This is a genomic window from Micromonospora marincola (assembly GCF_056150385.1).
Window position 1 is genome coordinate 188,894 of the sequence record NZ_JAXCFT010000004.1, and the last position, 13,694, is coordinate 202,587.

Annotated in this window: 12 protein-coding genes; 8 read left to right on the plus strand and 4 right to left on the minus strand. The window is 75.9% G+C overall.

Annotated elements, in window-relative coordinates; genetic code table 11:
• The first annotated feature begins 282 nt into the window (after positions 1-282).
• The 6 genes from SM450_RS12065 (at position 283) to SM450_RS12090 (ending at position 8,903) form a co-directional block, all read left to right on the plus strand.
• Positions 283-3,468 (plus strand): ABC transporter permease, encoded by a 3,186-nt coding sequence (locus SM450_RS12065; RefSeq protein WP_474619805.1) that lies wholly within the window; start codon positions 283-285, stop codon positions 3,466-3,468.
• A gap of 20 nt (positions 3,469-3,488) precedes the next feature.
• Positions 3,489-6,221, plus strand: a complete 2,733-nt coding sequence (locus tag SM450_RS12070; RefSeq protein WP_474619806.1) for an FtsX-like permease family protein — start codon at positions 3,489-3,491, stop codon at positions 6,219-6,221.
• A complete protein-coding gene (locus SM450_RS12075) occupies positions 6,221-7,210 on the plus strand; it encodes an ABC transporter ATP-binding protein (protein ID WP_474619807.1) in 990 nt (329 codons plus the stop codon). The genes SM450_RS12070 and SM450_RS12075 overlap by 1 nt, the downstream gene beginning before the upstream one ends.
• Positions 7,207-7,920 carry an ABC transporter ATP-binding protein gene (locus tag SM450_RS12080; RefSeq protein WP_474619808.1) on the plus strand — a complete coding sequence of 238 codons (714 nt, stop codon included), beginning with the start codon at positions 7,207-7,209 and terminating at the stop codon, positions 7,918-7,920. The genes SM450_RS12075 and SM450_RS12080 overlap by 4 nt, the downstream gene beginning before the upstream one ends.
• 49 nt (positions 7,921-7,969) lie before the next feature.
• Positions 7,970-8,440, plus strand: coding sequence for a hypothetical protein (locus SM450_RS12085; RefSeq protein WP_474619809.1), 471 nt, complete (start codon positions 7,970-7,972; stop codon positions 8,438-8,440).
• A gap of 109 nt (positions 8,441-8,549) precedes the next feature.
• Positions 8,550-8,903: a hypothetical protein gene (locus SM450_RS12090; RefSeq protein WP_474619810.1), complete on the plus strand. Its 354-nt coding sequence runs from the start codon at positions 8,550-8,552 to the stop codon at positions 8,901-8,903.
• A gap of 99 nt (positions 8,904-9,002) precedes the next feature.
• On the opposite strand, the gene SM450_RS12095 is transcribed toward SM450_RS12090, so the two are convergent.
• The 3 genes from SM450_RS12095 to SM450_RS12105 form a co-directional block, all read right to left on the minus strand.
• Positions 9,003-9,455, minus strand: a complete 453-nt coding sequence (locus SM450_RS12095; protein WP_474619811.1) for an N-acetyltransferase family protein — start codon at positions 9,453-9,455, stop codon at positions 9,003-9,005.
• Between the two features lie 130 nt (positions 9,456-9,585).
• Entirely contained in the window at positions 9,586-11,175 is a 1,590-nt protein-coding gene (locus SM450_RS12100; protein WP_474619812.1) for an alpha/beta hydrolase, read from the minus strand.
• 34 nt (positions 11,176-11,209) lie between these two features.
• Complete coding sequence (locus SM450_RS12105) at positions 11,210-12,322, minus strand: ATP-dependent DNA ligase (RefSeq protein ID WP_474619813.1); 1,113 nt, start codon at positions 12,320-12,322, stop codon at positions 11,210-11,212.
• A gap of 136 nt (positions 12,323-12,458) precedes the next feature.
• Here SM450_RS12105 and SM450_RS12110 point away from each other — a divergent pair, with 136 nt between their 5' ends.
• Both SM450_RS12110 and SM450_RS12115 read left to right on the plus strand, forming a co-directional pair.
• On the plus strand, positions 12,459-12,671 hold the full coding sequence (locus SM450_RS12110) for a hypothetical protein (protein ID WP_474619814.1): 213 nt from the start codon (positions 12,459-12,461) through the stop codon (positions 12,669-12,671).
• 84 nt (positions 12,672-12,755) lie between these two features.
• Positions 12,756-13,178, plus strand: coding sequence for an SRPBCC family protein (locus SM450_RS12115; RefSeq protein ID WP_474619815.1), 423 nt, complete (start codon positions 12,756-12,758; stop codon positions 13,176-13,178).
• On the opposite strand, the gene SM450_RS12120 is transcribed toward SM450_RS12115, so the two are convergent.
• On the minus strand, positions 13,153-13,641 hold the full coding sequence (locus SM450_RS12120) for a GNAT family N-acetyltransferase (RefSeq protein ID WP_474619816.1): 489 nt from the start codon (positions 13,639-13,641) through the stop codon (positions 13,153-13,155). The genes SM450_RS12115 and SM450_RS12120 overlap by 26 nt on opposite strands.
• Positions 13,642-13,694: the final 53 nt, after the last annotated feature.

Consider the following 13,694-nt stretch of genomic DNA (forward strand, 5'->3'; position numbering starts at 1 on the left):
GGCGGGGCGAGACCCGGGGCGCGGGGCGAGTCGCGGGGCGCGGGGCGCCGGGCGGCGCGGGGCGAGTCGCGGGGCGCGAGGCGCGAGGCGCGGGGCGGCGAGGCGCGGGGTGGCGCGGCGCGGGGTGGCGCGGCGCGGGGCGGCGAGGCGCGGGGTGGCGCGGCGCGGCGCGGGGTGGGGTGGGGTGGGGTGGGTAACGATCTTGTAACGGGCGCGAACCTTTTCCCGGGCCTGGTGGGTCTTCCTGGTCATCGGCCCACCCGGGCCCGGGAGGGACATCGGATGAAGCTGGTGTGGAGGCGGGCGGTCGAGACCCGTGGGCTGCTGCTCGCCGCCGCGGTCGCGGCGCTCGTCGCGGTCGGGCTGGTCACCGGGCTCTCCGACTACAACCGGCGGGCGGTCGAGGCGGGCGCCCGCGCGGTGCTCGACGCCGCCCCGGCGGAGGAACGCAGCCTGCTTGTCAGCGGCTCCGGCGGCGCCGACGCCACCGCGTTCGCCGAGCGGGACCGGGCGGTCCGGGCGCAGTTCGCCGACGGCCTGGGCGGGGCGCCGGTCACCGTCGCCGCCGCCCGCTACGGCACCGGGCGGGAGCTGACCGGTGACGTGGGCGCCGCACGCGCCGACGACGACCCGATGTTCGCCAACCTCGCCGTCCTGGACGACCTGGCGACGCGCGCCGAGCTGACCGCCGGCACGTGGCCGACACCAGGCGCCACCCCGCTCCAGGTCACCGTCCCGGAGAAGGTGGCCGCGCGGCTCGGCCTGGCGGTCGGGGAGCGGGTGCCGCTGTTCGACCGGGCGGCGGAACGCGCCGGCTCGGTGACGGTCGCCGGCACCTGGCGGCCCCGGGACGCGTCCGACGCCTACTGGCGGCTGGCCCCGGGGGTCGGCGACAGCCAGGGCGACGCGGGAGACAGCTCGTACGGGCCGTTCGCGCTGGACCCGGCCGACTTCGCGCGTACCTTCCCGGGCTCCGTGTCGGCGGCCTGGCTTGTCGCCCCGGACCTGGTCCGGGTCGAGCCGGCCCGGCTGTCCGACGTCACCGCCGCGCTTGCCGACGTCACCGGCCGGCTGCCCGAGGCCACCGGCCTGGGTTCCTCTGCGCAGCAGGTCAGCCACCTGGACCTGCTTGTCGACCGGCTCGGCCGGGCCGACCTGGTGGGCCGGTCCGCCCTGCTCACCCCGCTGCTGCTGATCGTGGTGCTCGGCGGGTACGCGCTTGTGCTCGTGGCCGCGTTGCTCAACGAGGACCGGCGGGCGCAGACCGCGCTGCTGCGGGCCCGGGGCGCCGCGCGTGGCCAGCTCGCCGGGCTCGCCGTACGCGAGGCGACGCTCGTGGTGGCGCCGGCCGTGCTGCTGGCCCCGGCGGTGACCGGGCAGGCGGTCCGGTATCTCGGCGCGGACCTGGGGCTCACCGACGGCGGTGTGGCCCGGGTCTGGTTGGTCGCGGTCGGCGCCGCCGTCGGCTGCCTGCTCGCCATGGTGCTGCCGGCCCTGCGCCGGGCCGGCACCTACGTCGCGGACATGGCGGCCCGCTCCCGGCCCACCCGGGGCGCGGCCGTGCAGCGGGCAAGCGTGGACCTGGTGCTTGTGGCGCTTGCCGTACTCGCCTGGACCCAGCTGCGGCAGTACTCCTCACCGCTGGCCGGCGCGAACGGCAGCCTCGGCATCGACCCGCTGCTCGCCGCCGCGCCCACCATCGGCGTGCTCGCCGGCGCCGTCATCGCGCTGCGGCTGCTGCCACCGACCACCCGGCTCGCGGAACGCTTCGTCGACAGGCGGCCGTGGAACGCCACCATGTTCGGCATGTGGCAGGCCGGCCGCCGCCCGCACGCCGGGCCGGTGCTGCTGCTCGCGCTCGCCGTCGGCGGCAGCACCCTGGCCTGGTCGCTTGTGGCCTCCTGGGAGCGGTCGCAGCGCGACCAGGCCTGGCACACGGTCGGCACCGACCTGCGGTTGACCGAGCGCGACGGCACCGCCCCCGACGACCGGGCCGCCGTCTTGGCCGCGGTGCCCGGGGTGGACCGGGTGCTGCCGGCCTGGCGGGACGACATCCGCCTCGGCCGGGAGGCCCGGCCGGCCACCGCGATCACCCTGGACGCCGCCGCCGCGCGCGGGATGATCCGACTCGACGACGCCGACGGCGGGGCGTCCACCGCCGCGCTGCTGGACCGGCTTGTCGACGGGCGGGGCGCGCCCGCCGGAGGCGTCCTGCCGGCCGGGGCGCGGACGCTCGCCGGCACCGTCCGCACCCCGGTCGACACCGAGTTCGGGCCGCCGACGGTGACCGTGACCGCCCTGTTCACCACCGACGCCGGCACCGCCTGGCGGCTGCGGCTGGCCGAGGCCGGCGGCGACGGCCGGCCGGTGCGTTTCTCCGTCGCGCTGCCGGACTCCGGCGGCGCGCCGCTGCGGCTGGCCGGCTTCGAGGCCGACGGCGGGGACGTGCTCGGCTCCGCCTACCGGCTGCGCCTGGACGGGCTGCGGCTCACCGACGCCGGCGGCACCACGCTGCCGCTCCCGCTCGACGGCGCGTGGCGGGTGATCGACCCGGCGAACGGGCCGCGCGGCGCCGCCCGGACCACCCCGACGAGCGTGGACGCCACCCGGACGTTCGACGTGCCCGAAGGGATGCTCGTGTACGCGAGCACGCCGCCGACCCGGTTCGCCGTGGTGCCCCGGGGGGAGGACCCACCGGTGCCGGTGCTTGTCACACCGGGTGTCGCGGCGGCGTTGAGCGTGGGCACCGGCGACACCCTGAAACTGACGCTTGCCGAGGTGACGCTTGAGGTCACGGTGGTGGGCCAGGTCGACGCGGTCCCCGGCACCGACGGCGACGGGGTGCTCCTCGACCTGCCGGCCGCCACCGACCAGTTGCTCCAACGACGCGGCGGCGTCCGGCCGGTCGCCGAGTGGTGGCTGCGGGCCGGGCCCGGCGGTCACGTCGCCGCGGCCCCGGCGCTCGCCGCGCTCGACGGCACCACCCTGCACGACCGGCGAGAGGTGGCGCAGGAGGCGGCCCGGGACCCGTACTGGCGGGGCGCCCGCACCGGGCTGCTCGCCGCCGCGCTCGGCTCGGTGCTGCTCGCCCTGGTCGGCCTGGCGGTGGACGTCTGGGCCACCACCCGGCGCCGGCTCACCGAGTTCGCGGTGTTCACCACGCTCGGCGCGACCAGCCGGCTGCTGGCCCGCGCCTACCTGGCCGAGCAGACGTTCCTCGCCGCCATCGGGGTCGGTGTGGGGCTGGCGGTCGGCGCCGTGGTCGCGGCGACCATGGTGCCGCTGGTGATCCTCACCCCGGCCGCCGGCCGGCCGGTGCCGGAGGCGGCCTTCGTCGTGCCCTGGTCGCCGATCGGGCTGACCGCCGCCGGGCTGCTGCTCGCCGCGCTCGCCTTCGCCGCCGTCATCACCACCGGCATCCGCCAGCGGGTCGCCGCCGTGCAGCTCCGGATCGGGGGAGCCCTGTGAAGCGCGAGGAGGGGAGCGCGGTGAGGCTGCCAGGTGCCGCGGGCCGGGTCCGGGCGTACGGGGGGCAGTTCCTGCTGCTCGCCGTGCTGACCGTGGTGACCGCCCTGCTGATCACCGGGGTGCCGCGGATCGCCGACCGGCTCACCGGCCAGGGGCTGCGCGAGCACGTCGCCAATCAGCCGGTGGCCCTGCGCGACCTCACCTACGACACCGCGCCCGCCACGTTCCCGCCGACCCGCCAGCCGGTCGTCGCCCCTCAGGCCGCCCAGCTCGCGACGATCGAACACGGGATGCCGGAAGCGGTGCGGGAGACGATCGGGGAACGCTGGTACGTCGCGAACACGGCGTCGGGTCGGCTGCGCGGCCCGACGCTCGCCAGCGACAAGGGGCTGATCGACCTGATCCTGCGCACCGGGAACGGGCTGCGTGAGGCGGCCACGCTCACCGGCGGGCGGTGGCCCGAACGCGGCGTCACCGAGGCGGGCGCGATCGAGGTGGCGCTCGCCGACACCGTGGCCACCAGCCTCGGCGTCGCACCCGGCGACCGGTTCCGCCTGTCGCTGCTGCAACCGAACAGCCCGAACGGTGACGCGCTGATGTCCCGCCCGGTCGAGCTGGTGGGGGTGTGGCGGCCGAACGACCCGAAGGGCGGGGCCTGGGACGCGCTGCCGCCGATGCTGCGGCTCACCCCGCCGGAGGGCGACGGCAAGCCGTACGTGGCGGTCGGCTACACCGCCGACGCCGGGGTGGACGCAGCCGCCGCCGTCGGCTGGCCGGTGAGCTTCGCCTGGCGGTACCGCATCGCCCCGGACCGGCTCGCCCCCGGCCGGCTCGACGCGTTGATCGCGGGCCTCGACAGCCTGGAGCGGGTCCGCCCCGCCTCGGTCCGGCTGAACCAGGGCGTGGACATCGCGCTGCGCCGCTTCGCCGACGCGCTCGCCGCCGCCCGTACGCTGTTCGCCGTCATCGCCGCCGGGCTGCTCGCCACGCTCGCCGGGCTGTCCCTGCTGGCCGCCGGGCTGGCCGCGCGCCGCCGCCGCGCCGAGTTCCACCTGATCCGGGCCCGGGGCGGTTCGACAGGTGACCTGCTGCGTCGTGGCCTGGCCGAGTCGGCGCTCGTGCTGCCGGCGGCGGCCGGGATCGGTTGGCTGCTCGGCGGCCTGCTACCCGGCGCCGGCACGTCGCCGCGGTGGGTGCTGCTGGCCGCGCTGCTTGCCACCGGACTCCCGCCGGCCGCGGCGCTCGCCGCCGGCCGCCGGGGCACCCAGCGGTCCGACCTCGGCGGCCGGTCCCCGGCGGTCCGGCTGACCGTCGAGGCGGCGGTGCTCGCGGTCGCCGTGCTCGGGGCGTTCCTGCTGCGCCGGCGTGGGCTCACCCCCGGCCCGGTGGACCCGCTGCTGGTGTCGGTGCCGGTGCTGCTGGCGGTGGCCGCGGCGTTGCTGGCGCTGCGCGCGTACCCGTGGCCGTTGCGGCTGCTCAGCCGGGCCGCGGCCCGGGCGCGCGGCAGCGTGGCGTTCCTCGGCGCCGCCCGCGCCGGCCGGGCGGCCAGCACCGGTCCGCTTGTCGTGGTGGTGCTGGCCGTCGCCACCGCCGCGTTCTGCGGGGTGGTGGCGACAGGCATCGAGGCCGGCCGGGACACCGCCGCCGTCCACGCCGTGCCCGGGGACGTCCTGATCGACGGCGAGCGGTTCGCGCCGGACACCGCCGCGCAACTGGCCGCGCTTCCGGGCGTCCGCGCGGTGGCTCCGCTGCTGACCATCCAGGCCGAGCGGCCGTACGCCGACCGGGCCGGCCGCCTTGCCCCGGTCAAGGAGCTGCGGGTGCTGCTCGTCGACGGTGACCGCTTCGCCGAGGTGGCCCGCCGCGCCGGCGTACCGGTGCGGGTGCCCGACCCGCTGCGCGCCGGCGGTGACGGCAGTGCCCCGCTGCCGGCGCTCGTGTCCCCGGCGGTCGCCGGGGAACTGGCCGGGGCCGGGCTCGCGGACGCGCAGGGGCGGCGCCCCGCCTGGCTGGACGTGCAGGGCAACCGGTTGCCGGTGCGGACCGCCGCCACCGTCGACGGGTTCCCGCTCGTCGACGGCGACGTCAGCCGGTTCGTGGTGCTGCCCTGGCCGGCGCTGCCGGCGGACGCCCTGCACCCGCTCGCTCCAAACGGTTTCGTGCTGGCCGGGCCCACCGTGGACCCGGCCGAGGTGAACCGGGTGGCGATCGAGGGGCAGCGCCGTTACCTGCGGATCGGCGCGGTCGCCACCGCCGACAAGGCGCGCGTGCCGGAGGTGACCACCCGGTCCGCCGTCCGGGCCGAACTGGGCGGCAGTGGCGTGAACGGGCTGCTGGTGTTCGGTTTCGCGCTCGGCGCCGGCGGGGGCGCGGTGTTGGGCCTGCTCGGGCTCGCGTTCGCGGTGCTCGCCGGCGCCCGGTCCCGCGGGCAGGTGCTCTCCCGGCTGCGCACCATGGGCCTGTCCCGCCGGCAGTGGCGCGGGTTGCTGCTCGTCGAGCTGACCCCGCTGGTGCTGGTGGCGGTGTTCACCGGCGCGGTGGTCGGCGCGTTGCTGCCGCTGCTGCTCACCCCGGTGCTCGGCCTGCCCGCGTTCACCGGCGGGGTGACCGTGCGTCCCCGTTTCGAGCCCGGCCTGGTGGCCGGGGTGTCGGCCCTGGCCCTGCTGGCCCTCGGCTTCGCGATCACCGTGGAGGCCGTGAACAACCGCCGGATGCGCCTCGGCGAGGTGCTGCGGCTCGGAGAGGAGAGCTGATGACCGCGACCACGGAGACCGTGCCGGACCTGGCCGCCCTGCAACAGCGGGCGGCCGAGCGTGCCGCCGAACGGGCCGGTGGGCGGGACCGGCTGCGCGGGCACATCGTCTGCGACGGGCTGGTGCGCATCTTCAAGACCGAGGGCGTGGAGGTGGTCGCCCTCCAGGGTCTCGACCTGGTGATCGACCGGGGTGAGCTGGTCGCGATCGTGGGCGCCTCCGGCTCCGGCAAGTCCACCCTGCTCAACATCCTGTCCGGCCTGGACACCCCGACCGCGGGCATCGCCCGGGTCGCCGAGTACGACCTGCTCGCCCTGTCGAACCGGAAACGCCTGGCCTACCGGCGGGAGATGGTCGGCTTCATCTGGCAGCAGACCGGCCGTAACCTGCTGCCGTACCTGACCGCCCTGGAGAACGTCGAGTTGCCGATGAAGCTGGCGGGGCGGCACGGCGGCCGGCGGGACCGGCGGGAGCGGGCCCGCCGGCTGCTCGACCTGGTCGGGGTCGGCTACTGCGCGGACCGGCGGCCGGGCCAGATGAGCGGCGGCGAGCAGCAGCGGTGCGCGGTGGCCGTGGCGGTGGCCAACGACCCGGAGATCCTCTTCGCCGACGAGCCGACGGGTGAGCTGGACGAGGCGACAGGCGCGGAGGTCTTCGCGGCGCTGCGCACCATCAACGCCGAGCTGGGGGTGACAATCGTGGTGGTCACCCACGACCACGCCGTGGCCGGCCAGGTCCGCCGGACCGTCGCGATCCGCGACGGCCGGACCGCCTCCGAGGTACGGCGCACCGCCCGGGTCACCGCCGACGGCGGCACCGAGATGGTGAGCGAGGAGTACGCGGTGCTCGACCGCACCGGCCGGATGCAGTTGCCGGCGCCGTTCGTGGAGGCGCTGTCCCTGCGCGACCGGGTCCGGCTCAACCTGGAACCCGACCACGTCGAGGTGCGCCCCGGCGACCGGGCGCACGCCGAGGAGAGTGAGCGATGACCGACCAGGCCGTGGTGCTGCCGGCGACGACAGTCGAGGAGGTGGTCCGGGTCGAGGGGGTGAGCCGCACCTTCGGCCGGGGGGAGCATGCCGTGCACGCCGTACGGGACGTCTCGTTCGCCGCCGGGCGCGGGGAGCTGGTCGCGGTCCGGGGCCGTTCCGGCGCCGGCAAGACCACGCTGCTGAACCTGGTCGGCGGCCTGGACCGGCCGGACAGTGGGCGGATCCAGGTGGCTGGGCACGACGTGACGGCGGCGGGGGAGCGGGAGCTGCTGTCGTTGCGGCGGGGCACCGTCGGCTTCGTCTTCCAGACGTTCGGCCTGGTGCCGATCCTGTCCGCGGCGGAGAACGTGGGGGTGCCGTTGCGGCTGGCCAAGGTGCCGGCGGCGGAGCGGGAGCAGCGGGTGGCGGTGCTGCTGGAGCTGGTCGGGCTGGGCGCGCACGCGGCGCAGCGCCCGTACGAGCTGTCCGGCGGGCAGCAGCAGCGGGTGGCGGTGGCCCGGGCGCTGGCGAACGAGCCGGACCTGCTCATCGCCGACGAGCCGACCGGGCAGCTCGACTCCGAGACCGGCCGGTCGATCATGGATCTGCTCCGCGCCGTGGTGCACGCCCGGGGGATGACCGCGCTTGTCGCGACGCACGACCCGGCGCTGATCGAGCTGGCCGACCGCACCCTGGTCCTGCGCGACGGGCAGTTGGTGACCGACTGAGCCGGCGTGTGCGCCGAACTTCCCATACTTCTGAAGTAGTGTTGATGTCATGTCCATGCCGTTGGAGTCCGTGCCGTTCTCCGAGTTGCTGCGCCAGCCGGCGGAGACCGCCGAGCGACTGTCCCGAGCCCGCGCGTTGCGGCTGCGCCGCCGCGACGCCGCCGACCTGGTGCTGATGTCCGCCGACCGCGCGGCTGCCGAGGGCGAGGTGGTGGACCTGACCGCCCGGTTGATGGCCAGCCTGGTCCGCCGGGATCCCGGCCTGGTGCGCGAGGCGCTGCCCACCGTGCTGCCCTGGATGCGGTTCCTTCCGCCGGAAGACGCCCGGCAGATGGCCGGCGAGTTCATCGCCACCGCGGAGGCTGCCGCCGCGGTGGGCAACACGGCGGCGCTGTCGCAGCTGCTCACCGAGTGGCGGCACACCGCCGAGATCCACGCCGATCCCGACCTGCACCGGATCCTGGCCGCGCCCAGCGACGACGACTTCGGGCCGGTCACGCGCCCGACCGGCACGGCATGAGCGAACGCACCGAGCGGAGCGAGGGCCGTGAGCGCATGCCCGACCGGCACGGCATGAGCGAACGCACCGAGCGGAGCGAGGGCCGTTAGCGCATGCCCGGCAGCACGGCGTGAGCGCGAAGCGAGGCGACCGGGCCGCGCCACCACCGCGCCCCGGCGGCTACACCCTGCGATTCGCCACCAACGATGCGGCCAAGGGTTGGGAGGAGCTGTGCCGTCAGGCGGCGGCCAACACCCGCGCCGCGTTCGACGCCATCGAGGCCGAGCCCTGCCCCACTCCGCCGACCAACCGTCAGCATCCCCTCAAGGGCTCCCTCGCCGTCGGCGTGCACAACCGGGAGGCGCTGCCGCAGTGGCAGTACGAGGTCACCGCCGGTGGGCGCGTCTGGTACCTGGTGGACCACGACAACCGCACCTGCTGGATCAAACACGCCGGCACCGGCCATCCCAGAGCCACCGACTAGCGACCGGCCGTCGCCTCTGCGCCCGCGCGGCGGCGGTGCGCTCAGCCTGGTCGGCGGCCGGACGTGCGCCCTCCCCCCGCCGGAGGGATCCGGCACCCCCTACAGCGGCAGCTTCATCCCCTCGTGGCTGGCCACGAACCCGAGGCCGACGTAGAAGCGGTGCGCGTCGGCGCGCCGCTTGTCGGTGGTGAGCTGCACAAGCGCGCAGCCACGCTCGCGCGCCCGGTCGATCGCCCAGCGCATCATCGCCCGGCCCAGCCCGCGTCCGCGCCGGTCCGAGCGGACCCGCACGGCCTCGATCAGCGAACGCTCCGCGCCGTGCCGGCCCAACCCGGGGATGTACGTGATCTGGAGGCAGCCGACCAGCTCACCGCCGTCGTCGGCGACGATCAGGTGGTTGCGCGGGTCGGCGTCGAGGTCGGCGAACGCCCGCTCGTACGCGGCGTCGACCTCGGGGAGGTCGCGGGTGCGGCCCAACATGTCGTCGGCGAGCAGCGCGAGCACGGCGGGCAGGTCGGCCCGGACCGCCTCCCGGAAGATCACATCGGTCACGCGGGCAGCTTGGCACGGACGTTCAGCAGGCGTCCAGCCAGCTTCGCAGCGCCCACCACCAGTGGATGGTCCCTGGGCGCCGCCGGCGTGGTCAGGGTGATCGACATGCGGGACCGGCTGGCCGCCGCCGTCACCGGGCGGGGCAGCGCTGCCCCTCCCGGGGGACGGTGAGCGAGATCAGGTACGCGTCGACGGCCGCGGTCACGCACCGCGTCTGCGGGTAGGCGGTGTGCCCCTCGCCCTCCCACGTGAGCACCCGGCCCACACCGAGCATCGAGGCGAGCGCGCCGGTCTGCTCGTAGGGCGTGGCCGGGTCGCCCGTGGTGCCCACCACCAGGATCGGCGGCGCGCCGTCCGCCCGGCCGGTCGGATAGGGGTCACGCCCACCGGGCCACTCCACGCAGCCGAGCATCCCCACCGCCAGCGCCGGGCCGAACAGCGGGTATTTCTGCCGCCACTGCGACTGCAACGACCGGACCTGCTCCCGGGTCGGCTTCTCGGTCTCGTCGGCGCAGTTGACCGCCAGGTTGGCGTCGAACAGGTTGGAGTAGTGCCCGTCGTCCTCGCGGCCCGCGTACGCGTCGGCGAGCTTGAACACGCCCGCCGGGTCGCCGCCCTGGAGGTCGTCGATCGCCTGGGCCAACTCCTGCCAGCCCTGCTCGGTGTAGAGCGAGGAGATCACCGCGTAGAACACCCAGCCGGCGGTGGCCTCCCGACCGCCCGCGCCGCGTACCGGGGAGGCGTTCGCCTTGTCGATCGCGGCGGTGACCGCCCCGCGGGCGTCCGGCGCGATCGGACAGCGGCCGGCGTTCGCCGCGCACCACCGGGAGAAGTTGTCGAAGGCCCGCTCGAAGCCCTTGGCCTGGCTCTCCGAGCCGGCGATGAGCTGCTGTCGCGGGTCGACCGCGCCGTCGAGCACAAGCGCCCGCACCCGCTGCGGGTAGAGCTGCGCGTAGGTGGCGCCGAGCAGCGTGCCGTAGGAGTAACCCAGGTAGGTCAGCTTGTCGTCGCCGACCGCCGCGCGCACCGCGTCCATGTCCCGGGCGGCCTGCGCGGTGCCGTAGAGCGGGAGCTGGTCGCCGTATTTCCCGCCGCAGCGCTGCCCGATGCGCCGGTTGAGGTCGACGAAGCCGTCGAAGGACGCCTGGCTCTCCGGGTCGGGGTCGTAGCCGAAGCTGGCGTCCAGGTCGGCGTCGGGGATGCACCTGACCGGGCTGGACCGGCCCACCCCGCGCGGATCGAAGCCGACGATGTCGAACCGGTCGGTGACCGCCGTCGGCAGGCCGCCGAACGCCGGGCCGAAGGAGAGGTAGACCGCGGTGTCCACGCCGGAGGCGCCGGGGCCGCCCGGGTTGACCACGAGCGACCCGATCCGGTCGCGCTGCTTGGCCGGCCGGATCCGGATCAGCGCGATCTCGAACGTCTCACCGGTGCCCGGGCCGGCGGTCGCGCCGGTGGCCGCCCCGGCGCCCCAGTTACGTGGCACCGCGATCCGGGCGCACTCGTAGCGCATGCCGGACGCGCCCCGGCCGACCAGCTCGTCGGGCACCTCGGGGCAGGCCCGCCAGGTCGGCGCGGTGCCCGGTGGGGCCGCCTCGCCCTCGCTCTCGGCGCGCGGGGCGAACGCCGGCAGCGTGCAGCCGGCGGTGAGCACCACCGCCGCGACGAACGCGGCAAACGCGGGCCGGATCCGGCGGGGCCGGGCGGGGAAGCCTGTCACGTGGACGCCCTCCATGATCGTGTCGACAGTCAGGCTACGCCCGGCGGCCGGCGTCGTTCACCGTCGCCGCCGGATCCCCGCGCAGCACCTCGTCGACGTCGAAGCGGATCGGGCGGTCGAGCTGGCCGTAGTCGCAGGAGCGGGGCTCCCGGTCGGGCCGCCACCGCAGGAACCGGGCGGTGTGCCGCAGCCGGTCGCCCTCCATCGCGTCGTAGGCCACCTCGACCACCAGCTCGGGGCGCAGCGGCTCCCACTCCAGGTTCTTGCCGCCGGTCCACCGGCTCACCCCGCCCGGGATGCGCTGGCCCCGCTCGTGGTCGCCGTGCACCCACGGGTGGTCGCCGCCGACCTCGCGGTAGGGCTCCAACTCGTCGAGCAGCTCCTTGCGGCGGGCCATGGTGAACGAGGAGCTGACGCCGATGTGGTGCAGCAACCCGTCGTCGCCGTAGAGCCCCAGCAGCAGCGAGCCGACCACCGGGCCGGACTTGTGCCAGCGGAAGCCGGCCACCACCGCGTCCGCGGTGCGGGCGTGCTTGACCTTGGACATCAGCCGCTTGCCCGGCTCGTAGGGCAGGTCGGCCGGCTTGACGATGAGCCCGTCCAGGCCGGCGCCCTCGAACACCTCGAACCAGCGCCGGGCGGTCTGCGGGTCGGTGGTCACCTGGGTCACGTGCACCGGCGGCCGGACCCCGGCCAGGGCCTGCTCCAGCCGCTCCCGGCGCTGCGGGTAGGGCCGCCCGGTGAGCAGCTCGTCGTCGAGGGCGAGCAGGTCGAACGCGACGAAGTCGGCAGGGGTGGTCTCGGCGAGCAGCTTCACCCGGGAGGCGGCCGGATGGATCCGTTGGGCCAGCAGCTCGAAGTCGAGCCGCGGCTGCCCGCCTGGACCGTCCCGGCGGATCACGATCAGCTCGCCGTCGACCGCGCACCGGGGCGGAAGCTGGCGACGCGCCTGCTCGACCACCTCGGGGAAGTAGCGGGTCATCGACTTGCCGCCGCGACTGGCCAGCTCGACCTCGTCGCCGTCGCGGAAGACGATGCAACGGAAGCCGTCCCACTTCGGCTCGTAGGTCAGGCCGGGATCGGTGGGCAGCTCGGCCACGCTCTTGGCAAGCATCGGCTCGACCGGCGGGTTGATCGGCAGGTCCACGGCGACAAGTCAACCAGACCCCACCGACACCCGTGAGGCAGATCACCACCCGGCGCCGGGCGGCGTGTCCCGCCCGGGACCCGTTCATCACCCGCGCCCGGATGAGGTAGGCGCAGGTCAGAGCTACCGTCGCGGCGTGCCGGAGTGGAGCTGCGGATGCTGCGGTCGCTGGCGGGTCAGCGTGGAACTGGTCCGGGGGCGGTACCGCTACCGGCTCGTGCACCGCTATCCGCCGGAGCACGGCGGCGGCGCGAACGTCGTCGGCGAGGTGGGTTCGGTGGCCGAGCTGGAACGCCTGCTGCGGCGGTACGCCCCGGTCGGCCTGGCCGACCTCCACGAGGCCGCCTGAGCGCGCGGGGCCGCCTGAGCGCGGGACCACCTCTGAGCGACGCCCCGCGTAGCCTGAGGCGGACCGGCTCCGGGAGGGAACGCCATGCGCTTCGTCGATTCCGTCGAGATCGCCGCCGACGTCGATCGGGTCTGGGCGGTGCAGACCGACGTGGAGAGCTGGCCCGAGTGGACGCCCTCGGTCACCGCCGCCCGCAGGCTGGAGCCCGGTCCCCTGGTCCTCGGCTCGACCGTCCGGCTCACCCAGCCCCGGCTGCGGCCGGCGGTGTGGCGGGTCACCGAGATCGACCCGCCGTACGCCTTCGTCTGGGAGTCCGCGAGCCCCGGCGTCCGCAGCCGCGGCGAACACCGGCTGGTGCGGCTGGACGACCGGCGCACCCGGGTCGAGCTGGCGCTCGTCCAGACCGGGCCGCTGGCCGGGCTGGTCGGGTTGTTCGGCGGCGCGACCATGCGCCGCTACCTGCGGCAGGAGGCGGACGGGCTCAGGCGTCGCTGCGAGCGGGCGTGACCTTCTCCAGCACCGCCAGGCGGTTGCCGTTCTCGTCCGACCGGTGCGCCACCACGAGATAGCCGCGCCGCGCGTACAACCCCAGGTTCTCCGCGCTCCGCGCGCCGGTGAACAGCGCGAACCGCGCCACCCGGTCGGCGCACGCCGCCTCGATCGCGGCCAGCAGCCGGCCGCCGATGCCGCGACCCTGCTGGTCCGGGGCGACCGAGAGACGGCCGACGTGGGCGGTGTCGCCGTCCAGGCTTGCCCGCACCGAGCCGACCAGGCGGGCGCCGTGCCGGGCGGCGAGCACCACGACCGGGCCGGCCAGCGCGGCCCGGACCTCGTCAAGCGTCTCGGTCAACGGGGGCAGGAACACGTCCCGGTAGCGCTGCGCCTCCACCAGGTACGCGGCGCGCTGCACGGTGAGGATCTCACCGGCGTCCGCGGCGACGGCGGGGGCGACGGTCACGTCGTCGGTCACCCGGTCAGCACACCACACCCGCGCCGGGCGGTCGTACCCTGGCGGGTGTCCCG

Bases quoted from the DNA above. Each gene is read 5' to 3' on its own strand.
- SM450_RS12065 (WP_474619805.1), top strand. From the start codon at position 283: ATGAAGCTGGTGTGGAGGCGGGCGGTCGAGACCCGTGGGCTGCTGCTC.
- SM450_RS12075 (WP_474619807.1), top strand. From the start codon at position 6,221: ATGACCGCGACCACGGAGACCGTGCCGGACCTGGCCGCCCTGCAACAG.
- SM450_RS12080 (WP_474619808.1), top strand. From the start codon at position 7,207: ATGACCGACCAGGCCGTGGTGCTGCCGGCGACGACAGTCGAGGAGGTG.
- SM450_RS12085 (WP_474619809.1), top strand. From the start codon at position 7,970: ATGTCCATGCCGTTGGAGTCCGTGCCGTTCTCCGAGTTGCTGCGCCAG.
- SM450_RS12115 (WP_474619815.1), top strand. From the start codon at position 12,756: ATGCGCTTCGTCGATTCCGTCGAGATCGCCGCCGACGTCGATCGGGTC.